General features: G+C 67.8%; 30 protein-coding genes. 10 read left to right on the top strand and 20 right to left on the bottom strand.

Annotated elements, in window-relative coordinates:
* Window positions 1-27 precede the first annotated feature (27 nt).
* The gene (locus AB0I79_RS00225; protein WP_357865258.1) at window positions 28-417 is read left to right on the top strand and encodes a hypothetical protein; all 390 of its coding nucleotides are present in this window, start codon (window positions 28-30) and stop codon (window positions 415-417) included.
* Window positions 418-421: 4 nt separating this feature from the next.
* On the opposite strand, the gene AB0I79_RS00220 is transcribed toward AB0I79_RS00225, so the two are convergent.
* The 15 genes from AB0I79_RS00220 to AB0I79_RS00150 form a co-directional block, all read right to left on the bottom strand.
* Entirely contained in the window at window positions 422-664 is a 243-nt protein-coding gene (locus AB0I79_RS00220) for a hypothetical protein (RefSeq protein ID WP_357865256.1), read from the bottom strand.
* A 35-nt stretch (window positions 665-699) separates the two neighbouring features.
* Entirely contained in the window at window positions 700-918 is a 219-nt protein-coding gene (locus AB0I79_RS00215) for a hypothetical protein (RefSeq protein ID WP_357865254.1), read from the bottom strand.
* 117 nt (window positions 919-1,035) lie between these two features.
* Entirely contained in the window at window positions 1,036-2,115 is a 1,080-nt protein-coding gene (locus AB0I79_RS00210; RefSeq protein ID WP_357865251.1) for a hypothetical protein, read from the bottom strand.
* Window positions 2,116-2,141: 26 nt separating this feature from the next.
* Window positions 2,142-2,642 carry a hypothetical protein gene (locus tag AB0I79_RS00205; protein ID WP_357865248.1) on the bottom strand — a complete coding sequence of 167 codons (501 nt, stop codon included), beginning with the start codon at window positions 2,640-2,642 and terminating at the stop codon, window positions 2,142-2,144.
* 166 nt (window positions 2,643-2,808) lie between these two features.
* Complete coding sequence (locus AB0I79_RS00200; RefSeq protein WP_357865246.1) at window positions 2,809-4,977, bottom strand: hypothetical protein; 2,169 nt, start codon at window positions 4,975-4,977, stop codon at window positions 2,809-2,811.
* A 35-nt stretch (window positions 4,978-5,012) separates the two neighbouring features.
* A complete protein-coding gene (locus AB0I79_RS00195) occupies window positions 5,013-6,362 on the bottom strand; it encodes a hypothetical protein (RefSeq protein WP_357865243.1) in 1,350 nt (449 codons plus the stop codon).
* The gene (locus AB0I79_RS00190) at window positions 6,362-6,859 is read right to left on the bottom strand and encodes a hypothetical protein (protein WP_357865240.1); all 498 of its coding nucleotides are present in this window, start codon (window positions 6,857-6,859) and stop codon (window positions 6,362-6,364) included. Before AB0I79_RS00190 ends, AB0I79_RS00195 begins: the two co-directional genes overlap by 1 nt.
* Window positions 6,859-7,107: a hypothetical protein gene (locus tag AB0I79_RS00185; protein WP_357865237.1), complete on the bottom strand. Its 249-nt coding sequence runs from the start codon at window positions 7,105-7,107 to the stop codon at window positions 6,859-6,861. Before AB0I79_RS00185 ends, AB0I79_RS00190 begins: the two co-directional genes overlap by 1 nt.
* The gene (locus AB0I79_RS00180) at window positions 7,107-7,583 is read right to left on the bottom strand and encodes a DUF3307 domain-containing protein (RefSeq protein ID WP_357865235.1); all 477 of its coding nucleotides are present in this window, start codon (window positions 7,581-7,583) and stop codon (window positions 7,107-7,109) included. The genes AB0I79_RS00185 and AB0I79_RS00180 overlap by 1 nt, the downstream gene beginning before the upstream one ends.
* Window positions 7,580-8,137 carry a hypothetical protein gene (locus AB0I79_RS00175; protein WP_357865232.1) on the bottom strand — a complete coding sequence of 186 codons (558 nt, stop codon included), beginning with the start codon at window positions 8,135-8,137 and terminating at the stop codon, window positions 7,580-7,582. The genes AB0I79_RS00180 and AB0I79_RS00175 overlap by 4 nt, the downstream gene beginning before the upstream one ends.
* Entirely contained in the window at window positions 8,134-8,580 is a 447-nt protein-coding gene (locus AB0I79_RS00170; protein ID WP_357865230.1) for a hypothetical protein, read from the bottom strand. The genes AB0I79_RS00175 and AB0I79_RS00170 overlap by 4 nt, the downstream gene beginning before the upstream one ends.
* Window positions 8,580-8,798, bottom strand: coding sequence for a hypothetical protein (locus tag AB0I79_RS00165; protein ID WP_357865227.1), 219 nt, complete (start codon window positions 8,796-8,798; stop codon window positions 8,580-8,582). Before AB0I79_RS00165 ends, AB0I79_RS00170 begins: the two co-directional genes overlap by 1 nt.
* Window positions 8,795-9,205: an SsgA family sporulation/cell division regulator gene (locus AB0I79_RS00160; protein WP_357865224.1), complete on the bottom strand. Its 411-nt coding sequence runs from the start codon at window positions 9,203-9,205 to the stop codon at window positions 8,795-8,797. The genes AB0I79_RS00165 and AB0I79_RS00160 overlap by 4 nt, the downstream gene beginning before the upstream one ends.
* The gene (locus AB0I79_RS00155) at window positions 9,202-9,534 is read right to left on the bottom strand and encodes a hypothetical protein (RefSeq protein ID WP_357865221.1); all 333 of its coding nucleotides are present in this window, start codon (window positions 9,532-9,534) and stop codon (window positions 9,202-9,204) included. The genes AB0I79_RS00160 and AB0I79_RS00155 overlap by 4 nt, the downstream gene beginning before the upstream one ends.
* Before the next feature lie 101 nt (window positions 9,535-9,635).
* Window positions 9,636-9,929 carry an excisionase family DNA-binding protein gene (locus AB0I79_RS00150; RefSeq protein ID WP_357865219.1) on the bottom strand — a complete coding sequence of 98 codons (294 nt, stop codon included), beginning with the start codon at window positions 9,927-9,929 and terminating at the stop codon, window positions 9,636-9,638.
* Between the two features lie 200 nt (window positions 9,930-10,129).
* Between AB0I79_RS00150 and AB0I79_RS00145 the strand changes: the two genes are divergently transcribed.
* From AB0I79_RS00145 to AB0I79_RS00135, 3 genes are read left to right on the top strand one after another with little or no spacing between them, the layout of a single operon-like run.
* The gene (locus AB0I79_RS00145) at window positions 10,130-10,339 is read left to right on the top strand and encodes a hypothetical protein (RefSeq protein ID WP_357865216.1); all 210 of its coding nucleotides are present in this window, start codon (window positions 10,130-10,132) and stop codon (window positions 10,337-10,339) included.
* Window positions 10,336-10,893, top strand: coding sequence for a DUF6879 family protein (locus AB0I79_RS00140; protein WP_357865213.1), 558 nt, complete (start codon window positions 10,336-10,338; stop codon window positions 10,891-10,893). The genes AB0I79_RS00145 and AB0I79_RS00140 overlap by 4 nt, the downstream gene beginning before the upstream one ends.
* Window positions 10,894-10,902: 9 nt before the next feature.
* A complete protein-coding gene (locus AB0I79_RS00135; RefSeq protein WP_357865211.1) occupies window positions 10,903-11,754 on the top strand; it encodes a helix-turn-helix transcriptional regulator in 852 nt (283 codons plus the stop codon).
* Window positions 11,755-11,819: 65 nt separating this feature from the next.
* Here AB0I79_RS00135 and AB0I79_RS00130 read toward each other — a convergent pair whose 3' ends face one another.
* The 4 genes from AB0I79_RS00130 to AB0I79_RS00115 form a co-directional block, all read right to left on the bottom strand.
* Window positions 11,820-12,215: an MmpS family transport accessory protein gene (locus AB0I79_RS00130; RefSeq protein ID WP_357865207.1), complete on the bottom strand. Its 396-nt coding sequence runs from the start codon at window positions 12,213-12,215 to the stop codon at window positions 11,820-11,822.
* A gap of 1,263 nt (window positions 12,216-13,478) precedes the next feature.
* The gene (locus AB0I79_RS00125; protein ID WP_357865205.1) at window positions 13,479-13,907 is read right to left on the bottom strand and encodes a Clp protease N-terminal domain-containing protein; all 429 of its coding nucleotides are present in this window, start codon (window positions 13,905-13,907) and stop codon (window positions 13,479-13,481) included.
* Between the two features lie 141 nt (window positions 13,908-14,048).
* On the bottom strand, window positions 14,049-14,342 hold the full coding sequence (locus AB0I79_RS00120; RefSeq protein ID WP_357865203.1) for a hypothetical protein: 294 nt from the start codon (window positions 14,340-14,342) through the stop codon (window positions 14,049-14,051).
* Window positions 14,343-14,675: 333 nt separating this feature from the next.
* On the bottom strand, window positions 14,676-15,194 hold the full coding sequence (locus AB0I79_RS00115) for a hypothetical protein (protein ID WP_357865200.1): 519 nt from the start codon (window positions 15,192-15,194) through the stop codon (window positions 14,676-14,678).
* A gap of 46 nt (window positions 15,195-15,240) precedes the next feature.
* On the opposite strand from AB0I79_RS00115, the gene AB0I79_RS00110 reads away from it, so the two are divergent.
* The 5 genes from AB0I79_RS00110 (at window position 15,241) to AB0I79_RS00090 (ending at window position 18,832) form a co-directional block, all read left to right on the top strand.
* Entirely contained in the window at window positions 15,241-16,110 is an 870-nt protein-coding gene (locus tag AB0I79_RS00110) for an SseB family protein (protein ID WP_357865197.1), read from the top strand.
* Window positions 16,111-16,142: 32 nt separating this feature from the next.
* Window positions 16,143-16,499 (top strand): hypothetical protein, encoded by a 357-nt coding sequence (locus AB0I79_RS00105; protein ID WP_357865194.1) that lies wholly within the window; start codon window positions 16,143-16,145, stop codon window positions 16,497-16,499.
* Between the two features lie 43 nt (window positions 16,500-16,542).
* On the top strand, window positions 16,543-17,964 hold the full coding sequence (gene eccB / locus AB0I79_RS00100) for a type VII secretion protein EccB (protein ID WP_357865192.1): 1,422 nt from the start codon (window positions 16,543-16,545) through the stop codon (window positions 17,962-17,964).
* Between the two features lie 110 nt (window positions 17,965-18,074).
* Window positions 18,075-18,491: a YbaB/EbfC family nucleoid-associated protein gene (locus AB0I79_RS00095; protein ID WP_357865189.1), complete on the top strand. Its 417-nt coding sequence runs from the start codon at window positions 18,075-18,077 to the stop codon at window positions 18,489-18,491.
* Window positions 18,488-18,832, top strand: a complete 345-nt coding sequence (locus tag AB0I79_RS00090) for a hypothetical protein (protein ID WP_357865186.1) — start codon at window positions 18,488-18,490, stop codon at window positions 18,830-18,832. Before AB0I79_RS00095 ends, AB0I79_RS00090 begins: the two co-directional genes overlap by 4 nt.
* Window positions 18,833-18,850: 18 nt before the next feature.
* Here the strand turns inward: AB0I79_RS00090 and AB0I79_RS00085 are convergent, their stop codons facing one another.
* Window positions 18,851-20,206 carry a hypothetical protein gene (locus tag AB0I79_RS00085; RefSeq protein ID WP_357865183.1) on the bottom strand — a complete coding sequence of 452 codons (1,356 nt, stop codon included), beginning with the start codon at window positions 20,204-20,206 and terminating at the stop codon, window positions 18,851-18,853.
* 64 nt (window positions 20,207-20,270) lie between these two features.
* On the opposite strand from AB0I79_RS00085, the gene AB0I79_RS00080 reads away from it, so the two are divergent.
* The gene (locus AB0I79_RS00080; RefSeq protein ID WP_357865180.1) at window positions 20,271-21,626 is read left to right on the top strand and encodes a helix-turn-helix domain-containing protein; all 1,356 of its coding nucleotides are present in this window, start codon (window positions 20,271-20,273) and stop codon (window positions 21,624-21,626) included.
* Window positions 21,627-21,768: the final 142 nt, after the last annotated feature.

Raw genomic sequence — 21,768 nt, 5'->3', positions numbered from 1 at the left:
CCGCGCGTCGTCACGCACTCTGGAGCCATGGCGGCATGGCTGGTCACCGAAGATCCGGACCAATTCGTGCGAGTGGACACCATCGCGCACGTGAACCCTCTGGCCGTGTTCCCCGAGGGCGATCCGAGGCAGTGGGAGACCCCGCCGAAGTCCCGGTTCCGCGCCGCTGACCACGCCCAGATCATCGTGTCCACGGTCGGCGGCCAGCAGTTCTGCGCGTTGTCCTGCCCCGGCTACGCAGCTTGGGACGCCGTCACCCAACTGCTGTACGTGCTGGCCGATCTGTGCGGGAAGCATGATCTCGCCTCCGGTCCGGTGTTCGTTTATGGCCCCCGCGGGTCGAGGGCGCGCTGGTCTGGCGATCTGTGGCAGGTGTCGAAGCAGTTGCCGAAGGCCGACTACCCGCCGTCCTGGTGATCCGTTAGGCGTTGTTGAGTTCGTGGATGCGCGCGATCGCGTCATCCATCTGGGTCCAGGTGCACTCCTCGCCGGCCACGTCCTCGTCGGGCTTCCACACCTGGTCGGTGACGGTGAGCACGAGATCGGTGTCGGCGTACGACACGATGAAACCGTCGCCCGGCCACGTGCTGACCGGCGTGAAGTGGTACTGCTCGCCATCGATGGTCATGGTGGTGGGCTGGGAGAGGTGCGCCATTTCGATCATCTCCTGTCCGGGTCGGGTGGGTTGTGTTGGTGTTGCTACGTCGCGTTGAGTTCGTGGATGCGCGCGATCGCCGCGGCCCGGTCCGTCCAGACGCAGTCGTCTTCATCGACGGCGTAGCCGTCCATCCACACCCGGTCGGTGGCGGTGAGGATCACGCTCTCCGACGCGTCCATGACCATGAACTCGCCGTCCGGGTCGTCGCTGAGTGGCGTGAAGACGTACTCCTCGCCGTCGGTGATCACGGTGTCGTCCATGTGGATCTCCTTTCGTCTCCTCATGCACCTCCGCTCTGGGCGGTCCATGCGGGGGTCCTTGTTGCCCACTCGCGGGGCGGAGGTCGAAGGCGGAACTAGGGCGGAAGTGAGGCGGAACTAACTACCTGAACCGACTGAGAGAAAGCGAAGGTTGTCAGGCGGCGGTTCGGGGCCATCCGGAACACCGTCTTGGATCTTCTTCAAGAGATCCCTGCCGTACCGTTCCGTCAGCCCCAGCGCCCGGCCGAGCTCCGCGCCAGTCATCTCCGGGTTCTGTGCAAGCAAGATCCTGGCGCGATCCTCGCTGCTCAGCCCATCCTCGGTATCGCGGCGGGCCGACGGCGCGCTGGCCCTCCGTTGGCCAGACTGCTTGGCCTGCTCGGCGATCTCGCGGCGCACACGCGCCTCCGCCGCGACCTCCGCTCGCTGGACCGCAACCGCCTTTTCAGCCTCCGCACGGGTGCGGAACTCCGCCGCGGCGGCACTGAGACGGGCGGAAATCCGCGTCTCTAGTTCCGCTTCGACTTCCGCTCTCTCTTCCGCCCTGGCGGCCGTGAGTTCCGCCTGGCGGTTCCGCTCGACTTCCGCCTCCAGTTCCGCCTTACGCTGGCTGAGTTCCGCTCCGAGTTCCGCCCGCACTTCGGCCTCCACGAGGGGGCGGAGTCCCGTCTTCGCGGCTTCCGTCTCCGCCGCAGAGGCGGCCGCCTCTGCGGCCTTCCGGGCGAGACTCGCCGCCGTGGTGATCACGTGCAGTGCGATGATCTGGGAGGCGTCGAGGACGAGCGGGATGGCCCACTCCGCCCAGTAGCCGCCGCCGTACGGGCGCATGACGGCCGCCTGGGAGGCGATCGACGTGGCCATGCTGACCCCGAACAGCGTGAGGATCGCCCGCTTGATCCATTCGCCGACCAGCGGGCTGATCAGTCCGTGGGAGAGAAGCGCCGCGAACACGGGCGGCACGATGGCGAAGATGATGCCCAGCACCGGATGGATGCCCACCACCTTCGCGGCGAGCTGCGTTGCCCGCTCGCACAGCACGTCAGAGACCTGGCACGCGTCCCTGACGAGCGCCTGGTCGGCCTTCATCGTCAGGGCGTGCCAAAGGTTCAACGTGATGGACACGGTGGTGCTGAGCAGCAGGATCGACCACCACAGGCGCAGCCCGTGGGGCCTGACCGTTGTCGTCGAGGTGGTCACGTTGATCTCCTTAGCGTCTGAGCAGTTCAGGCGACGATCTCGCCGCTGATGAACCTGCCGCGGTACGGCAGCTTCCGGCCGGCACGGACGTGCCGATAGCACACGGCGTACGTCTCGGTGAGCTCCTCCGGCGCGGCGATCACCCTGTTGAGGGCGCCGATGACGCGGTCCCGGGCCGGACGCAGGAGGTCGAGGGAGGCGTACAAGGCATCGATGTGTTCGACCCGCGTGTTCTCGTTGATCAGCGAGATGCCGACCATGACGGTGTTGGTCAGCTCGTTGATCTGCTTGAGCTTGGTGTGCAGGTCGCATTCCAGGTCGATCAGAGCGCTCACGAACTCGTGGTCGTTCCGCCATGCAGGCCCGCGAGAAGACACCGCCTCTCCCAGCCGGACCATGGCACCGATCACGCACCGGTAGCTGGCCACGTCCATGCCGGACGCGTCACAGCGCGACTTGATGAACAAGGCGTGGGCGGCCTGCTGTTCGGTGTCGGCGGTGGCGATCGCAGTCTTCAAGAGCGACATCAGGGCCTCCTAGTTGTCACGGTCAGTAGTTGTCAGGGAGGCGGCGTATCCCTTCACGGCCGCCCCGGATATCCCTTCATCAGGGCCATGAAGGGGTCGGTATAGGGGCCACACCATGAAGGGGTTGAAGGGATTGAAGGGATAGCGCCACTCCCCAGCAAATCGGCTACGCAACGTCATCACCCCGCCGAACCCAGCGAGTTGCCGGCCCGGTGCCGCGGGACTCCACAACCCCCTCCGACCGGAGCTGGTTCATGTACCGCCACGCGGTCGCCGACGACACCCCGAGCGCCGTCTCAACGTCGCGGGTGGCGATCCCGTCGCCCTCAAGCAGCGTGATCAGCTTGTCTCGGACACCAGCCGGGAGCGGCGAAGCTGCAGGCTGATCTTCCCGCGCTCCCTGACGCTCGCTGCCCGCCTGGCGCATCTGTCGGGCCCGCTCCTGCCCCTCCGGGGTGAGCGGCGGCACGACGAACAGGTGCCGCTGGCGGATCTCGTCGATGGTCTGCGAGCGCTCCGCCGACGACGTCGCCTCCGGCGGGGTGTCGAGCGACTGATCCTCGCCTGCCGCCAGGTCTTCGGCTACCTCGCGCTCCAGATCTTCGGTGACCGCCGCGGACGGCATCTGGCCCGCCTTCAGCGAGGCGTACATCTCGCCAAGGTGCGCGATCGCGCCGCCCTCCAGCGAGTTCGGCAGCCGGCTCGCCACGATGCGGTCGATCTGCTGCAGCCCCGTCTCGGCCGTCTTCCCGGCCGCGAGCGCGAACGTGCGGCCGAGCCGGGCACGGTCCTCGCTCTTGAGCACAGTGGCCGCGACGCCGGCGTGCTGGCCGCCGTACTCGCCCATGTCCGGGACGGCGACACCGATGCGGGTCAGGTCTCCGCTACTGACACCCTTCAAGACGACGTAGTTCGTGATCTGCGTCGAGATGTTGGTGGAGCCGATAGCGCCCTGCGTGTTGCGCTGGTCAGCGATCAGGAGCACGACCGCCTCCGACCGGCCCTTGCTTGCCACGTAGACGAGATCCTCGACGATGCTCATGTCGATGACGCCGTCGTCGGTCTTCGCCAGCGCGCTCAGCTCGTCGATGACGAGCACGAGCATCGGCTGCCGTTCGGTCGGGATGACGTTCGCCGAGTCGCGGTGCTGCGCGCCACGCCAGACGATGAGCTTGCGCGCCATCCGCAGCATCACGCGTGCTCGCTTGCGCTGGTCCCGGCCGCACGCCGACAGGTCAAGGGCGGGTGCCCACCGGCGCATCTCCTGCGCCTTGGACACGTTGATGCCCCACACCACCGTGTTGAACGCGGCGGTGAGCCGCTCCAAGATGTCGTTCAGGGTGACGGACTTGCCGCCGCCGTTGACGGCGACGATGAACGTCTGCTTGCCACCGTCGTCGTCCCACAGTGTGATCGTGAGCGGCTCGCCGGTCTCCGGGTCCATGCCGATCGGCTGCGGCTCCCGGATGTCGGCGACTTCAGGGAGCACGATCTCGCTGTTCGGGTCGAACAGCGGGTGAGGGACGATGGTGGCCCACGGGTCGATCAACTGCACCGAGACGAGGATCTGCCCGGCTGGCAGCCCGGCCGTGCTGATGCGGACGCGCGCCGGCTGCACGTCGAAGTCTTCCGCGACGCGCTCCTCAAGCGCCTTGGTGCCGAACGTGGACGCCCTCTTGCCGGTGCCCTTCGTGTTGATGAGGGCCCGCTCGCCGAGCCGGGTCGGCTCCGACGCGATGACCGCAGCGCCCTCCATACCCCAGCCTGCGAAGTAGCCCTCCCAGGCGATGCGCGGCGACTCCGGCGACACCGTCTCGGGCTGAGGCTCGGCGACGGGCCGCCCGTTGCGCTTCCTGGCCCGGTGGCGGGCCCAGCGGTAGAGGCCGTAGCCAGCACCGAACATGCCGACGTAGACCCAGTTGAGCAGGCGGCCGGCGCCGAGCTCGGCGACGGTGGCCAGCCACGAGCCGCAGGTGAGCGCGGCCAGGGTGACGCCGATCGTGGACGGCATCGACAGACGGTTTACGCCGGCCGCGTACGCGATGATCCCGGCCGGGATGGTGGGCCCTCCGATCGCCCACCATGGCACGTCGAAGCCGTGTAGCAGCAGTCCGCCCGCGTACACGGCGGGACCGCCGAGCAGCGGCAGCCGGTCGGCGGGCGCGTTCTTGAAGTAGTTGAAGCCGCCGACGCACGCCGCCTTCAGCAGTTCGGCGACCCGGTCCCGCTCCTCCTCGTTGGGAACGTCGAGCAGGTCGTCGCCCGGGCCGGCCGTCACGGCGTGCATCTCGTGCGGCTCGTCGGGGCACCGCTTGACGCTGTGGCGGCCGACCATGGCGATCCTCCTTCCTCGATTGCGGGGTGGGGCGGTTAGACGGTGACGTCTCCGGAGAAGAACCTGCCGTTGTGCGGCATCACGGTCCCGTCGGCCACCATCTGCATGACCTCGTGGTAGATGGCGACGAACTGGGCGTGCGCCCGCGCCATCTCGCCGGTCACCTCGACGATGCGCTGCCCGAACGCGTTGAGCCCGGCGACCGAGCGCGGGTCGAGGCCCAGGCTCGACAGGCACGTCTCGTGCAGCGTCTCGTAAGCGTCGGAGTAGCCGCACATGCCGGAGATCTCCTCCGCCATGAAGTTGATCAGGTCGGCATCGCTCTCCGGGTTGAACTCGGCGACCCGGGCGGCGCTGGCCGCCCACGGGCCGGGCGGCGGGACGGCGGGCGAACCGGGCGGGAGCGGCCCGGCTCCCGCACCGACGATGACCCGGTCCTCGGGGCGCGGCCTGCCGTTGGCGGTGGTGGGTACGGTCACGGTGTCCTCCTGTGGGTTGGTGCAGTGTGGGCAGGGAATCTTGTTGACGTCTTCGGGAGTGACCTGCACGTAGGTGCCGTTACCGGTGCACTTGATCGACGTGCAGTAGCCGTCCTCGGCGGCGACCAGCGTCTTGAACGCGACCCAGGCCTCCGGGTCGGTGACCGGCGGGGCGATGCCTTTCAGGTCGCGGAAGATGATGAGCCGGGTCTTGCAGCCGCAGAGGACCTCGCCTGCGTTCTCACCCTCCGGGATGGTCACGGTGTGCTCGGTGCCGCAGCGCCGGCACGTGGTGTCGTGGGTCAGCTCCGGTTCGGCGCTCCCGATCGGGGCGGTCCCGCTGCTGCCGCGGTCGCGCCACCACCTGAAGCGGCGCAGCAGCCGCCACCTCCTCCTGGGCGCAACCGGTGAATCGGGAGCGGTGCTCGCGTCGACATCCCCCTGGGTGACGTTGGCGGGGCCAGGGCCAGGGGTGGGCTCAGCAGAGTCGTCGCGCGCCTGCCGGTCGATGAGCGGCCGGTCGCCCTCACGCTGACCCCAGCGGCGCTCCATCGCCTCGACGACGGCCTGCCCGCGTTGTGCTGCCACGCCGCGGACTCTCTCGCCGACTTCCGCGATCCGCTCGCCGCGGGCCTCTCGCCTTTCCGCCCGTCTCGCTTGGCCGCGCCCCCAGCGCTCCGCCACCACGTCGCGCACCTTGCTCGCGCCGGCGACGGCCCCGCGCCCGACCAGTTCACCGGTCGCCGGCAGCAGTCGGGTCGATTCCACGTTGGCGCCGAGAGCGTTGAGAGCCCTCACCGGCAGCGACGGCTTCGCCTTCTCCGCATCGGTGCGGCTGACGTGCCGCATGAACGTGATCAGGCAGATGACGATGATGATGCCGACGACGACGTGTTCGATCCGCATCAGATCGCCCCCGTCATCCACGACCACGCCTGCGCGCTGAGAGCCTTCGGCCAGGACAGCGATCCGCCGGCGGTGGCCCACATCATCGGGAACATGACGAGCATCCCGTACGTGGTCGGCTTGAGCCCGTTGCCGTCGAACACGTCGATCAGCAGGGCGAAGAACATCAGCACCGCCACGATCGTGATGACCGCCGCGGAGGACACCTCACCGATGCTGAAGTTCCAGGTGCGCAGCCAGTCACCGATGAACGTGGATGCCAGGCCGACGCCGCCGAAGAACATCAGACCGGAGATGATCCGGTACAGCACCGGCGCGGGGATGCCGAGCTTGCGTGCTCGGGTGGTCGTGCCCGCACCGCCCGCCTTGGCCGCGGCGGCAGCGCTCAGGGCAGCTGCACCGCCGCCTCCCTTGATGAGCTTGGCGCGCTTCTTGTAGAGCATGATGCCGAGCGCCAGGCAGAACAGCCCGAACGCGATGGCAGGGGCATCGGTCATCAGATTCCTCCATAGGCGTCGGGGAGCAACGCGGTGCCGAAGAGCTCAGCACCGCCGATCCCGTCGTTCACCCAGACCAGGCCGTACACGTCGTCGGGGTTGGCGACGATGCCAGCCCGTTCGCACAGCTCGGGAAGCATTCCCTCCGCCACACCACCGGCGGCCTCGGAGTCGGCCTCGAAGTACTCGATCACGAACGGCTCGTCAGGGTTGTCGATGTCGTGCAGGTCAACGCGGAAGGCCTCCATCAGGCACCCGCCGCGATGATCAGGGACGTGACGAACAGCCATCCCACGTGCCAGGACTGATCGAGCGCGTAAGCGCCGGTGCCGCACGGCGAGGCCTTCGGGTCACCGAGCTCGTAGAAGTCGGCCTTGCCGAGCTTCGCCGCGAGGTTCCGCAGCGTGTAGCGGCGGTCCGCGTAGTAGTGCGAGAGGGCGTCCACCGACATGCCGACGAACAAGGGCCAAAATGTGATCGGCAGGCCGGTAACGAAGACGAGCCCGTACAGGGCCGCGAACTTGGTCAGCGTCAGCGTCAGCACGTGCCACGCGCACGCGCGCTGGCCGGCCCTGCTGTGCTCGCCCTTCGAGCACGCCTGCCGGTGGGTCTGCACCCAGTGGTCTCCCACCTGGTGGGCGGCGTACAGGGTGACGAACACCGACGAGAACACGACCATCGCGACCGGGCTGAACCCCGACCGGATCGCCTCCATGAGGGTCATCGGAACCCTCCCTCGGATGCCTCGACGACGTGGGCGCCGGGCTCGCTCGCCACAGCGGCGACTCGCAGGCGGCGGTTGAACCATCGGCGCCGCCACTGCCACCACCGCACCCGGTCGATCACCCCAGCGACGTTGCCCAGCGCGTCGTTGACCGTCTCGGCGTGCTCGCGGACGGCGGTCACACCGTTGCCCACGACGTTCGTGTGCGAGCGAACCTCCTCGACCAGGTCACCCATCCAGGTGTCGACCGTCTCCTGGAAGTTGGCCACCTGGAAGGCCACGTTCTGAACCGCCGTCGGGGTGGCGGCCAGCGTTCGCAGCGATGCGGCGATGTCCGCAAGCTCGTCCCGGGCGGCCAGCATGGCGTAGCCCTGGCCGACGATCGCGTCCCGGATCGCCTGCACACCGTTCTCGTAGTCGAGCTGGCTGGAGTTCCCAGTCCACATGGACAGGTGCTCGGGCGTCATCGCCAGCGCGAAGAAGTCGTGTGCCTGCTTGGCCAGGCCCTCGCGGGCGGCCTCGGCCGGCGTGGTGGACGGGTCGATGGTCGTCACCACGCCCCCTCGGGGTCGCAGGTCGACACCGCGGCCTGCTGGCGCAGCTCGCGGCGGAGCCGGAACTGCCACCAGCGGGGGCGCTGCTGGAGCGCGTCAACGATCAAGCCCAGGTCGTGGTCGAGGGTTCCCTCGACCTCGGTGAGCGCGGTCGTCAGCTTGTCCACCTCCCAGTGGAGGGTGGCCACCTGCCGCACCTCGACGCGCAGCGCCGTCAGGTTGGCGTTGATGGCCAGCATGGCGAACACCTTGGCCATCTCCACGTCCCGCATCGCGCTCTCGCGAATGTAAGCACGCGACCCCGGCTCGGGCTTGAGGTCGGCCTTGAGCAGCTTGTCGTCCGCCCTGCCCACCAGTTCCTTCGCCGTGGCGGCGTGGTTGGCGGAGATGACGGCGGCGCCGTCGCTTTCGGCCGGGTACGCGAACGGATCGGTCGTCGTCATCAGTGGAGGCCCTTCTGCTGGGCGAGGTGGTCGGGGGTGAGCCAGTGGGTGTGATCGGGGTCATCCCGCCAGCGGACGGCGGTCATGCCGAGCTCGAAGCTGTGGCCGACGACCTTGTACGGACGGAGTCGCCGGTAGACGGCGACCGCGACCGCGACGTTGATGGCCAGCCAGCCCATGGCGACGACGATCGTCAGCAGCACATCGAGGGGGATCATGCGGCCACCCCCGCCAGCCAGCGCTCCAGGTCGGCCTGCGCGATCGGCCGCTGCTCGGGGAGCGGCACCATCCGGCAGGTGGCGTCCCGGAACGACTCCAGCGGGACACGCTCGGCGTACAGCTCGCGCAGCCCATTCCTGAGCGGCAGCGTGAGCGTCACGTACTCCTGCACGGCGTGAGGCTCGACGTACGCGAACCCCAGCTCGCCGGTCGGCTCCATCAGGCCGTCGATGAGCAGCGCCCGGGCGATGACGACCTCGTGCATCTTGTTGGTGTCGTGGTCGGGGATGAGGATGGTGACCGCGTACGGGTCGTCGCGGCGGAAGATGATGGACGCCGTGTACGGCTGGTCGTCGTGCCGGGAGGGGTCCCACAGGATGAGCGGGCGACGCAGGATGGTCTTCACCGGGTCACCACCTCGGCCGACGGGACCACGTCGCAGCGCGCGAGCGCGACCTGGGCGAGCCCGACCAGGCAGAGCTGCTCGAACTCGTCCGGGGTCAGCTCGGCGTCCGGGTCGTGGGTGAGCGTGAGCAGCGTGCCGCCGGTGGGGCCGTGGCTCATGCTGATGTGGCCGAAGCCGCTCCACTGGCCGCCCGGCGTGGCGACGTCGGCGGCGGTGCAGACGCCCTCGACGTGGTCGTGGGTGACGCACCACGGCTGGCAGGCCGTGCGCTGCGCGGGGACGAGCACCGCCGTGCTGGGGGTGCGGGTGTCGGTGGGGGGTGGCATCATGGACCACGTCCTCTTCACTTGACCGGTCAGGAGGACACGCAGGCGGCCCAGAGTCTTGGCGGACGGGGCCGCCTTTCGCGTGTCAATGGAGATCGCCGACATCAGGCGGCCACCTGCGGGCCGGCCTTGGCGATCCAAGCGGCGGCAAAGTCCTCGAAGCACACCGTCGAACCAGCGTCCACTTCGGCGATGAACCCGGTCACGAACGCGCGGGGCATCTCCCACGCTCGCCCGAACTGCGCCCCGGGGAAACGCCGCTCACGCAGGCCCGCGTACAGGTACTCACGGGACCGGCCGAGAAGGTCGGCGGCTTCACGAACGCTGATGAACGGCTTCCGCTCGCAAGCGCATGCCTCGGCGGTCGCGATGCTCTCTACGGCCTGTGCTGACGCCATACGCTCATCATGGGCGCAAGATTCGCATCAAACAAGCATCAGAGCTAGAAATGCGCATCGCAGTAAGTAGGATGTGGCTGCCAGGTTCTGCATCGCAGTAGCGAGGCCCTTCCCTCCGCATCGGAAGGGCCTCGTTGCATCAGCAGACGCATCTTGCGAGCATGAGACCAGCGATGCATAACCCCTAGGAGGGCGAAGTGATGCACTTCGACGAGCTCAACTTCAAGTTCAAGGACAGCGACTCGGTGGGCGGGTCCTGCCCCGCCTTCTACGAGGTGCCGGGCGGCGCCGTGTTCCAGGGCAAGACCCTCGACGCCTCCACCAAGGCCAAGCTGCGCGACCTCGCCTCCGACGAGGACGCCGTCTTCGTCCCCCAGAACATCATCGACCGCATCCGGAACGGCGCATGACCACTGGACGTCGTGAGATCACCTCGGCGGAGTTCGCCGAGGTGATCCATGAGTTCCAGCACACGGCCTTTCGCCTGGAGCAACAGCCTGCCTACGTCGTCAAGGAGGAGGCCGACATCCTTGCCGCCTTCTTGCGCGGTGAGCCTCGCCCGGCAGGCACCGTTCCTGTCCTCCGTCAGTGGTTCGACCAGATCGCCGATCATGTACGGCAGGGCAAGCGCATCGAGCGAGTCCGTATCCAGCGCACCCCGCCGACCGACTACCAGCGCTTCGAACGCGCAATGGACCCTGAGAACATCGCGGCCGGCGAAGTGCTGCACTACCTCACGTGGGAGCGGGCACACGAGATCGACCTGCTGCCCGCGGCGGGACCTGACGACTGGTGGCTGCTGGACTCCTCCAAGCTCGTCATCATGCATTTCGATGGGCACGGCAACCGTGTCGGCGACGAACTAGTGACAGACCCCACGGCAGTCGCGCAGGCGTGCGAGTGGCGGGACCTGGCAGTCCACCACAGCGTCCTGGCAGAGACCTCGACGCGACCGTCTACGTAAGGAAAGACCGTGGAATTCTCTGACTGGCTGACCCGGCCAGAAGGACTCGCGACCCGCCTGAGCCTGCTGAGGGCGAGGGCGGGTCTATCAGGTAGAGACCTTGCTGACGCTCGCGGCTGGCAGCAGTCGAAGGTGTCCCGGATCGAAACTGGGAAGCAGACGCCGAGCCCAGGTGACATCCAGGCGTGGGCCGAAACATGCGGAGCCACCCCAGACGAACTCAACGACCTGCTGCGTCTGCAAAACGAAGCTCGCATCATGCACGCCACGTTCCGGGCCAGGATGCGCGGCGGGCAAGCGAAGGTGCAGTCCACCTACGAAGAGATCGAGCGTAAAGCCGATCTCATCCGATTCTTCGAACTCACGGCGGTTCCCGGCCTGCTACAGGTGCCCGCCTACACGAGGCGCTTGCTGACGGAGATGGTTACCCTCCATGAGCTTGAGATCGACGACGTGGACGCTGCGGTGGCCACGCGAATGCGACGCCAGCAGGCGCTGTACGACACGACCAAGCGATTCGAGTTCCTACTCGCCGAACCGGTGCTTCGCTGGTTGCTCGTCCCGCCGGCCGTTATGCGTACCCAGCTCGACAGGCTCCAGAGCGTGATCGGTTTGGATCACATCCGGTTCGGTGTCCTGCCGTTGGGCCGGGAGCTGGCCGTGACGCCCCAGAACTCTTTCCAGGTGCATGTGGGCGAGGAGACGATCGTCTCGGTCGAGACCTTCGTCGGGGAGTCGTTCTATCGGGGCGATGACGCGCGGAAGTATGCGGACGTCTTGGATCACATGTGGGGTGAGGCCGTCGTTGGCGATGAGGCGCGCGAGCTCATCTTCGCAGCCCAGAAGGCACTCCCCCGATAGCTGAACAAGTGATCACGAGCCCTCGGCGCGGTGTCGCGTCGAGGGATCTTCTTTCCAGGCCGGGTTCACGGGACGGTACCCTGGCAAGAGGCGATCACGTACGCGCCATCCGACTCGTTCCGGCTGATCACCTTGCCGTCCACGGCGATCTCGCACGTGATGCTGCCCGTCTCGCCTTTGCTCTGCGCCGACACGTACACGAACTCACCTGAGTGCATCAGCCACGTCTCCTCGGCCGGCAGCTCGACGTCGGCCACCTGCCTGGTGCCGGACGGCGTCTCCATGGTGAGGTCGGCCAGATACGCGTCACCGTACGCGCGGTAGACGACCGTCTCTGGGTAGACCGTGGCGGGCGTCGGGGTCGGCTCGGGGGTGGCCGGTGCCGTCGTGGCCGGCGCGCATCCGGACATGAGGGCCGTCACTGCGGCGATCGCGAGCAGCGTTCGGGGAGTCGTGGTCACGTCCCTCATACCAGCCGAACGACGGCCCGGGTGTCCATGGGTCGCCCACAGTCCGGGGAGACCGTAGGGAGACCGGCAGTCTTGGACGGTCATGGTCCGGTGCGGTAAACGCGACACGATCTCATGATGCGCCGTGCCACCGACCAGCCATAACGCGATTCGGTGACATCGCCCGACACCCGCCGACACGGAAAACCACGGACTCATAATCCGTGGGTCGTGGGTTCAAGTCCCACCCGCCCTACTCACCAATACCGCGTTCGACCTGGGGTTTCTCGGTTTTCGCCGGCCTCAGATCTCGTTGTTGATCATGGCTGGTTGCTCGGTGGTTGCTCTTGTGTACGGATCGTGTTTCGCGGTAGATCATTTAGACCGCCGTCGTCAGTTCAGACCCTAGAGATGATCACCAGAACATCAAGCCGGAAGATCTGCGCAGCGTCGCTGGTCAACGGGGATTGATGTCCGGTCAAGTCTCGTCCAAGTCGGCCCCTCTCCCCCGTCCGGCCTTTCATGACCAGCAGATATAAGATCCGCTGCTTCTCGCAGGTGATCCTCTTGGCCCGCTTGCCGGGTGGGCTAGGGTTTGATCGGCTGCATCACTTGCAGGCGCTGAGGACAAAACGCAGGTCGCCGAAGAGTCGGCGGGCCTGCTGAGTTCGGTGGTTCAGGTGGCGTCGCCGGTGTAGTTCGGCAGGGTGATCAGCCGGGCGGTCTGGGCGCCTGCGGCTGCGGTCTTGACGAGGGCGGCGGTGGATTCCGCGGCGGCGCGGGCCACTTCCGGGTAGACGTTGGTGTAGGTGTCGCGGGTGAGGGTGGAGGAAACATCCCAAGGGTCTCCTGCGCGACCTGCAGATCGACCCCGGCTACCAGCATCAGGGTGGCCTCGCCGTGGCGGAGATCGTGAAGCCGCACCGGCGGCAACCCCCTTGCAGGGCCAGCTGGTAGAAGTGGTCGATGACCTACTGCGGATGCAGCTAACGGCCGCCCTCGTCGGTGAAGACGAACCCGCTGTCGGTCCAGGGCCTCGCCCGCGGCCAGCCGTTCGGCGGCTTGGCGCTTGCCGTGCGCGCGTAGCGCGGTGACGGTGTCGTCATCCAGCGCGACGGTACGGTCGCTGGCCTCGGTCTCCGGTCTGCCATGCACCGCATCGCAAGCTCGGGATCCACAGATTCCCAGTATGACAGAGTCCTTCCTCCTCAAACGAGCCTTCGTCGCCCTCGCCGCCAACAGCGCCTCGCACCCGAGCGCCTACTCAGCAACGTGCTACAGGACGAGTTCGTCTGCAGCCCGCCGGACATGGTCGAGGTCGACCCCGAGCTTGACCAGCACCTGGGCCGCCGCACTCGCACTATCCTGGACAAGCCCCAGCATGAGATGCTCGGTGCCGATGTAGTCGAGACCGCGCTGCAAGGACTCCTGATTCGACGACTGGAGGGCGTCGCAGGCCGACGGGGTGAACGGAAAGAGTCCCGAAACGGGCTGGCATCGGCCCTGGATCTTCTCAACCTGCCACCGCACGTCTTCAAGGCTGAGGCCTAGATCCCTGAGGACCGTGGCGCCCACGCCCTCACCTTCACGAATCAATCCGAGAAGAAGATGCTCGGTGCCGACGTAGTCGTGGTTCAGCATTCTGGCCTCGTCCCGGGACAGAATGACGACACGCCGCGCCCTGCTGGTCAACTTCTGTAACATGCTGGCACTCCTTGTCGCAAGCAGTTGGGTCAACCGGTGACAGCGGTTCTATTTCTGATATGCCAGGGAGTATCTGACACGTGATCAACGTTTCCGGTTGATCGAAGTTGTAGCGTTCGAAGATGCGAAACGCGCCGCACTTCATCGCTGGGGTGGGAAGGCACCGGCGACGCAAGCTTCCACAAAGTTGCCCTTCGCATGCTCCCTCCATATGTCGGAGGTACTGCCGTCCGGATTGTCGGCGGGCAGGTCGTCGCCGGCTCCGCTGCTGTGATAGGCCTGCCCGCAGCGCGCGGCGTCGATGCGTATGTCACGGGCGCGGAGCTGCTGGTGAGCGTCGGCGCCACGGCGTCCGACCGTTCGCAGGTGGCTCAGGCGTTCTTCCATGGTCATGCCGTAACCATCCGTGGTGATGCCGCAGGCGGCGACGGCCATGGCGATGACGGCCGTGACCGCCGCAACGCTGTCACCTGCACGCCCTGCCGTCGGCCCGTCGGCGCGTTCATGCGAGCCGCCTCGGCGCCGAGAGCGTTCGTCTCGACTTGTCTTCATCCGTTCCCTCGCCGCCACACCAGCGCCATGACAAGCCAATTCTGGAACGTCAGTCTTTCGCGTGTCATCAGCGCAGAACGCAGGACCGGTTGGCGAGGTGCGCAGATCTCAGATGGCAGGTCAGGCTACGAGCTGAGACAGCGGGGACGGGAACGGTGTCGGCGCCCGGTCGACCAGCGCTCCGCGCGGTCGTCCCCGAGCCTGATCGGCCGGAGCTCAACGATCGGCGAGTTCGTGATAGGTATCCCTGACGACCAGCAGACGATCTCGGCGGAAGCGGGGTGGCTCGGCCTCGCGTACCTCCCGGCCCCGTGCCGACCAGAAGGCTTCGGCCGGCACATCGTCCTGCCCCTCCGGGATGAACTTGAGGACTTCCTCCACAGCCGCGCGTGCCATGGACAGCACCCGGCGGGCACTCTCCGGGTCTTCTGGCACGTTGCCGGCGGTGAAGTCGGCGAGCCACAGCCACTCCCCCGCGTCGAGCAGCTGGGACGGCTCCGGGCCGCCGAAGGTCGGCCAGCCACTCGGCATCACCTCGCGCCGGGGCAGCGAGAACAAGTACTCCCGGTCAGAACCGCAACCTTCGCAGACCCCGGAGTAGCACTTGACCAGCGCACCTCCGATGCTCACGACGCCGCTGTCCCATTCGGTCTCCACTGAGCCACACTCGCACGGGTTCAGATCGAGGTACACGAGAGCCTCGTCGCGGGTGCGGGCAACCGGCCAATCCGTCACACGCGCAACCTACAGGCGTTGCGCACCAACCCACTACTGTGCCGCCATGCGGACACCGACGCCGTTCGAGAAGCGGCTTCATCAGGCACAGGGCCGAGGCGACCTGACCGCATGCCTCACACTCCTGCGGTTCGCGGACTTCGCATGCCCGGTCAGTGAGGCCGCGGCCAGGGGCGAGGAGCAGGTCGCCTGGCCGACGGTGACGGGGGCGGACCGGGTCTGGGTGGCGGTGTACACCTCCGCGGAGGCAATGCGCGAGGCCACTGGCGAGGCCATCGGGCATTTCCGGGTTCTCTCGCTGGTCGAGCTCGCGGCCGGCTGGCCTGATCCGGGCTGGGGGCTGGCGATCAATCCAGGGCTGGAACCTTCGTTCCTGCTTGAACCGGGCACGCTCGCTCGGCTTGCGGTGCCCACGCTGGAGCAGGACCTCGCGGCCGAGCCGGACAGTGGCCTCCCGATCGTGCAGAAGCTGCTCACGGTGGCCCAGATCCAGGAACTGCTGGACAGTGAGCGCCCTCGGGTATCGGGTTACTGCCATCACGCGCTGGACGTCGCGCACATCGCCACGCCCGCCGTGCTCGCCGAAGCGCTGCTGCAGGAGGATGCGCTCACCACGGAGGGTACGGTCAACCTGGTGCGCTGGCCGGCGATCGGGTTGGGACTCTATCGAACGCCCTACGGCGGCACCGACGAGAAAGGCCGGGCGGCGGTCGCCGGCTGGGTGATCGAGGAGCCGCCGTTCGTCGGGATGGGCCTTGTGCCGAACGCGGGCCCGGCCATCAGGGAGTACAAGATCGACGGTATCGGACTTCCGCACGGCGCCGAGATCGTGGAGCTGGCGGATGACGGGCAGGAGCGGGTGCGCGCGAGGTATGACGCCGACCATGGCCGCTGGCTGCTGGTGGAGGCGGGGTGAACCGGCAACCGTATCGTGCTCGGTGGGCCGGTGTGGACTTCGAGGCGTCGCCGGACCTCGTCGGCGGCCGTCTGTGGATGCGTCTGTACGGGTCAGCGCCCGCGGACGGCTTCGAGGAGGTGGCGCCCGGGCGGTTCGTGCGCGTGGTACCGGCGACGGAGTGCTCGGCGATCTGGCTGGTGGCAACCGTCTGTGAGTGGCGTGGCGCTCCCTTCCTGGTGATCACCACCCGAGAGACGGAGCTGCTCCTCGAGTACACCGGCGGGGACGCGCACCGGGCCGTGGCGCTCGGCCTGGAGCGGATCGAGCGCGGCGTGTACCGAGCCTGGGTGAAGCGCGGCGAGGCGGAGGCCCTGGGTGAGAAGGCCGTACGGCTCGATCACCACTGAACCGCGCTGGCGATCGTGTTGGACGTGCGTAACATAGGCCGCCATGCAGACCCGAAAGGATCTCTACCAGGCGCACAAGCTGATGACCCAGCGCCTGGGACTGGCGCTGCTCCAGGGCGAGCCGGATCTACCCGAGTCCCCGATGCGGCGGTACAACGTGGCGACGTTCGCAGGCATCCTGGTCATGGTGCTGATCATGGCCGGGTTCGGGATCTGGGGCATGCTCAGCCCTGGAGGAGCCACCAAGCTCAAGGAGCCCGGCCAGCTGCTCATCGAGAAGGAGACCGGCGCCTCCTACGTCTACAACCAGAGCGACGGCAAGCTGCAGCCGGTGGCGAATTACGTCTCTGCGAGACTCCTGCTGGACAACCAGGACATCCAGGTACGCACCGTGTCGGCCGAGTCGCTGGCCGGTTTCGCCCGTGGCCAGAAGGTCGGCATCGCGGGCGCGCCCGACTCACTGCCCAAGCCGGAAAAGATGATCAAAGCGCCGTGGACGGCATGCGTGGTCGAGCAGACGGACGCCGCGGGAGTACGCCGGCCGTACGTCACGCTGCTGGGCGGGATCGACGTCGGCGGCACTCCGGTGGGCGGCGACGCGCTCGTCGTCAACGACGGGCAGCAGAACTGGGTGCTGTGGAACAACTACCGCATGCTCATCGAGAACCTGGGCCGGCTCACCGACCAGACGCCCCGCAAGGTGCCGATTTCCTGGGTCAACGCCATTCCCGCCGGACCGGACCTTGTCGCGCCCGACATCCCGCAGCGCGGCAAACGAGTCGAGGGTCCCGGCGGCTCGCCCGCGCGAGTCGGCCAGGTCTTCACCCTGGCCGCCATCCCAGGAACGCCGGGCCGCTGGTACGTCCTGCTCGCCGACGGCCTGGCGCCCATCAGCCAGACGCAGGCGACGCTCCTGTTGCAGGACCCAGAAACCAAGATCGCCTACGGCACCCGGCGGGTCCATCAGATCGCCGTCGACGCGGCCACGGTCAACGCCACCAAGGCCTCGTCCCAGCGCCTGCTGGGCGGCGGGCTACCGCTCACGATGCCGCGCTTCCGCACCCCGGACGCCTCCACCCCGCTGTGCGCGAAGTACGCCGACACGCTCAAGGGCTCAACCCGGGCACAACTGACGACCGGCGCGACGCTATCCATCCCCAGACCCACCGGCAGCGGCGGCCCCGACCGCGTCGACCAGGTCCTCCTCCCCCCAGGCGGAGCGGCGCTCGCCGGACAGCTCCCCGGAGAAGGGCAAGCCGGCGCGATCAACGAATACTCGCTTATCACCGACGAGGGCAGACGCTACCGGCTGGCCTCCGCCGACGTCGTCGGCATGCTCGGCTACGACGCCGCTCACATGGCGCCGCTGCCCGCACATCTGCTCCGTCTCATCCCGGAAGGACCTCTCCTCGACCCCGCCGCCTCGCGCAAGCCCGTCACCGAGACCCCTTCCGGCCTGTCCTGAACCCATCACGCTTACCGCTCGGCGCAGCAGTTGTTGGCAGGCGACGCAGATGTGTCGTCACCCCTGCCACGTCATCTGACGTTCACGTTACAGTCACCCCCAGCGAGGAGGTGGAAGCCTTGTTGGAGGACGGTGACGTGGCAGGGCTCCAGGCCTATGCCGACGAGCTACGCGAGACCTTCATGCGCATGCAACGCGAGGCGTCCGACCTCAACGCGCGGGCCCAGTCCATCCGGATCACCGAGAAATCCGCCGACGGCCTCGTCTCGGCCACCGTGGGAGTCCGCGGGGAGCTGATCAGGCTGGACCTCGACCCTCGGGTGTTCCGCCGTCCCGACGCCAGAGGGCTGGCGGACGCGATCACCGGAACTGTCCAGCGCGCCGCGGCCAAGGCTCTGGATGAACTGGTCGAGCTGTTCGCGCCGGTGGTGCCGCCCGAACAGCTGCGCGCACATCTGAACGGTGACCTGGAGACAGTGCTCGACCAGCTCTCCAGCGGCATGTCAGGAGAAACGCATCACCGATGACCGCCGATGAGCGCGCGGACCTGCACATCCGCGGACCGATCAACTCCAGTCTCAACCAGTGGGACGCCATGGCGACCGATCTGAGCGCCGCCTGGCCCGGCATCGCGGCACGGATCCGCGCGCTGAACGCCGTTCATCCTCAGGGCGACGGGGCCGACGGCGCCTCCTTCGACAGGCGCTACCTGGCCGGTGGCGGGCCGGAAAGGTTCCTGCGTGACACCGAGGACCTGATCAAGGAGATCTCCGGTTCCGGTCCGCTGCTGCGCGCGACCGTGACCAACACGCTCACCACAGAGCAGGCGATCGAACTCGGCCTCACGAACTTGCCCCGGCAGGCATGACGGCGAGCTGAACCAGTCTCAACCCTCAGGCGGTGCGGCTGCCGTCAAGGTCAGGGCGGGACCGCCGATCCGCCGCCAGGTAGCCGTGTCACGGGACCACTGGACGATCTCCGAGCGGTCGGCTGTGAGGACGTACACCTCCCGCCGGCCGACTAGTACCTCCGCACCCGCCGCACCAATGTCTCGCCAGCCCTGAACGGTAGCCTCATCCCCCGACTCTCCCGAGAAGACCCGTAGCCTGTCGCCTGACGGGTCGGTGGAGTAGAGGCCCGCGGCGCCGCCGTACAACTCGCCGGCCGGGCCTGCCGCGTAGACCCAGGGCAGCACCGGTGTCGGTTGCTGGCCGGGCAGCCACTGGTTGACGACCGTGCGTTCGGGGTTGAGGCCGTAGAGGTCGGTGCCGGTCAGCGCGAACGAGGATCCGGCCGTGCCGACGAATTCCCAATGGCCGGGCTGGCCCAGGTAACGGAAGATCCGGCCGTCGTTCGGATCGGTCGCAAACAGGCCAGGCTCACCTCCGTACAGACGCGCGGCGGGGCCGCCGATCTGTGTCCAGGACGTACCGTGCCCGTCCCACACCCGCACGGCTCTGCGGTCCGTGTCCAGACGGTAGACGCCGGAACCGCTGACCGCGACCTCGCGTCCTGCCTCGCCGATCTCCGACCAGAGGCCGGGACGGCCCTCGTACCTGCGGAGCCGGTTGTCCGTGCCCGCGGCGAACAGGCCGGCGGGGCCGGACCAGAGGCGGGTGGCTCCCTCTCCCACCTTGGTCCACCCGGTCGCGTCCCTGCCGTCCCATCGGAAGACGCCTCCTCCTCCCGGGCCGACGGCGAACACGGTCCCTGCAGGGGCCGCGGCGGTGCCAGGAGAGAGGGGCACACTTGCCGGACCCCGCCCCATAAGCGGTACGAGCAGCGCAAGGACGACGAGGACGGCTCCACCACCGGCGAGCAGTAGCGGCCGGGGACGCCGGCGTCCCGCTGGGGACGCTTCGCCTGCTTGCGCGTCCGTCGCGGCCCGCGCGGCGCGGGAGGATTCAGAAACCTTCGGCTTCTCCGGCGCCGGTGAGGTCGCCGCCGCGGGGGTCGCCGTCGGCGCAGGTGCGCCGAGCGCGGCCGCGTGCAGCCGTGCGGCGGACTCCAGCCGTGCCTGGCGTGTGCGTTCGTCCGCTGTGTGGTCCTCCACCAGCCGGGTGAGCAGCTCGAGCGGGATGATCTTCTGGCCGGAGCGGTACTGACCCCACTGCGTCTTGCCCACGGGGTAGCGGCCGGCGAGCTCACGGACGGTCATGCCGCTGGTGAGCGCCAGCAGGAACTCCGCCAGCGCGTTCGCCTGCTCGGTCCCGCCCCTCGCACGGCCCTGAGGCCTTCCCACTCTGCCGGCCACCACAGTCGCCTCTCTTGTCGCTCTGAAACCGCTGAACAGTGCAGCAGAACGGTTGTCCGCGGACAACGCATTGTCCGCACTTCACCAGCGATTTCATACCGAACTGTTACGGACAACGGCCGCGCCTGCCAGCCTGACAACCACTCGGCCGATCATCGGACGGCACACCGGTGATGACGGCCTGCCCACCCTTGCAGAGGCAGAGGAACGAAAGGCCCCTACCTTGTCAGAACAGGTTCTTGACGATGTACGGGATGGACGACCGACCCCTCGGCCGAAGCCGGTCGGCGGCTCTGGCGCCGCCGGTCGCGCGGCCACGTCCGAGGAGGTCGAGGTGGTGTGCGATCACCCGTACGGGATCTCCTGGATCCACCGGACGGCGGGACGCGGACCTGTGGCCTCCGTGTCCACCGACCTGGTGGCGAAGAAGGATCGTCTCGCGTGGTGGGCGCACATGTCCGCGCACGAGATCGTCCCCACGTCGCTGTCCACCGGGCACGCCCACGATTTTCACGGACGGGCGTACTCGATGGATCTGACGGCGGTGCGGGTGGCCGAGTTCACGATGTCACCACTCAAGGGCCGCCGCACACCGGCCCACATCAGGCGCCACGATCCCGACGGCTACCAGCTCGTGCTGATCCACGACGGCCCGCTCCGGCTGGAGCAGCGGCGTAACGACTCTGTGCTGGATTTCGGCGACATCGCGCTGATCGACACCTCCCAGCCCTTCGTCACCGACTTCGCCGATGTCGGCAAGCTGTCCCGGCTGACACTCATGTACCTGCCCCGGCAGGCACTGCCCCTTCCCCGGGGCAAGGTCGAAGAGCTGCTGGCGCGCAAGCTCCCCGCCCGGACCGGCACGGGAGCCATGCTGGCCCGCTTCCTCACCGGTCTGCGCGAGCATGCCGCCGGATGCCATGCGGCAGAGCTGCCCCGGCTGGGCGCGATCGGAATCGACCTGGTCTCGGCATTCCTCGCCACCCATCTCGCTACAAAGAGCCACCTACCGGCCGAGAGCCATCGCCGCCTCCTGGCCGCACGGATCGACGCCTTCATCGACCAACACCTCGGTGACCCCGAGCTGGGCCCGGCAGCCATCGCCGCGCACCACCACATCTCCGTTCGTTCCCTGCATGTGCTGTTCGAACAGCAGCCGCACACCGTGAGCGCCACCATCCGGCGGCGCCGGCTCGAACGCTGCCACGCCGACCTCGCCGACCCGAGGCTGAGCGACCTGCCCATCGGCGAGATCGCCGTTCGCTGGGGCTTCAGGACCACCGCCGAATTCAGCCGGGCCTTCCGCACGGCCTACGCCATGAGCCCACGCGACCACCGTCGTCAATCGCTGACCGAGAACGGGGCCGTCCTCGCCCTCCACCTGGCCTCCCGCGCCGGTGGACATTGATGGCACTCAGCGCTGAAACAGCGGTAAATGTTGGCACCTGGCGCAGGACGTGTTCGTGTCCCTTCCGGCCAGGTGACGTCGTCGCTATGTTCACCCGCCAGGTGGCGATGGTTCGTTGAAGGACGGTGACGTGGCAAGGCTC

Source organism: Nonomuraea sp. NPDC050202 (assembly GCF_040656115.1).
GTDB lineage: Bacteria > Actinomycetota > Actinomycetes > Streptosporangiales > Streptosporangiaceae > Nonomuraea.
The sequence above is the reverse complement of the archived record's forward strand: the minus strand, read 5'-3'. Positions and strand labels throughout refer to the sequence as shown.

Bases quoted from the DNA above. Each gene is read 5' to 3' on its own strand.
- AB0I79_RS00145 (WP_357865216.1), top strand. From the start codon at position 10,130: ATGCACTTCGACGAGCTCAACTTCAAGTTCAAGGACAGCGACTCGGTG.
- AB0I79_RS00225 (WP_357865258.1), top strand. From the start codon at position 28: ATGGCGGCATGGCTGGTCACCGAAGATCCGGACCAATTCGTGCGAGTG.
- AB0I79_RS00125 (WP_357865205.1), bottom strand. From the start codon at position 13,907: ATGTTACAGAAGTTGACCAGCAGGGCGCGGCGTGTCGTCATTCTGTCC.
- AB0I79_RS00185 (WP_357865237.1), bottom strand. From the start codon at position 7,107: ATGGAGGCCTTCCGCGTTGACCTGCACGACATCGACAACCCTGACGAG.
- AB0I79_RS00155 (WP_357865221.1), bottom strand. From the start codon at position 9,534: ATGATGCCACCCCCCACCGACACCCGCACCCCCAGCACGGCGGTGCTC.
- AB0I79_RS00165 (WP_357865227.1), bottom strand. From the start codon at position 8,798: ATGATCCCCCTCGATGTGCTGCTGACGATCGTCGTCGCCATGGGCTGG.
- AB0I79_RS00170 (WP_357865230.1), bottom strand. From the start codon at position 8,580: ATGACGACGACCGATCCGTTCGCGTACCCGGCCGAAAGCGACGGCGCC.
- AB0I79_RS00090 (WP_357865186.1), top strand. From the start codon at position 18,488: ATGACCGCCGATGAGCGCGCGGACCTGCACATCCGCGGACCGATCAAC.
- AB0I79_RS00200 (WP_357865246.1), bottom strand. From the start codon at position 4,977: ATGGTCGGCCGCCACAGCGTCAAGCGGTGCCCCGACGAGCCGCACGAG.
- AB0I79_RS00205 (WP_357865248.1), bottom strand. From the start codon at position 2,642: ATGTCGCTCTTGAAGACTGCGATCGCCACCGCCGACACCGAACAGCAG.
- AB0I79_RS00215 (WP_357865254.1), bottom strand. From the start codon at position 918: ATGGACGACACCGTGATCACCGACGGCGAGGAGTACGTCTTCACGCCA.
- AB0I79_RS00190 (WP_357865240.1), bottom strand. From the start codon at position 6,859: ATGACCGATGCCCCTGCCATCGCGTTCGGGCTGTTCTGCCTGGCGCTC.
- AB0I79_RS00150 (WP_357865219.1), bottom strand. From the start codon at position 9,929: ATGGCGTCAGCACAGGCCGTAGAGAGCATCGCGACCGCCGAGGCATGC.
- AB0I79_RS00180 (WP_357865235.1), bottom strand. From the start codon at position 7,583: ATGACCCTCATGGAGGCGATCCGGTCGGGGTTCAGCCCGGTCGCGATG.
- AB0I79_RS00110 (WP_357865197.1), top strand. From the start codon at position 15,241: ATGCGGACACCGACGCCGTTCGAGAAGCGGCTTCATCAGGCACAGGGC.
- eccB (WP_357865192.1), top strand. From the start codon at position 16,543: ATGCAGACCCGAAAGGATCTCTACCAGGCGCACAAGCTGATGACCCAG.
- AB0I79_RS00195 (WP_357865243.1), bottom strand. From the start codon at position 6,362: ATGCGGATCGAACACGTCGTCGTCGGCATCATCATCGTCATCTGCCTG.
- AB0I79_RS00220 (WP_357865256.1), bottom strand. From the start codon at position 664: ATGATCGAAATGGCGCACCTCTCCCAGCCCACCACCATGACCATCGAT.
- AB0I79_RS00120 (WP_357865203.1), bottom strand. From the start codon at position 14,342: ATGGCCGTCGCCGCCTGCGGCATCACCACGGATGGTTACGGCATGACC.
- AB0I79_RS00140 (WP_357865213.1), top strand. From the start codon at position 10,336: ATGACCACTGGACGTCGTGAGATCACCTCGGCGGAGTTCGCCGAGGTG.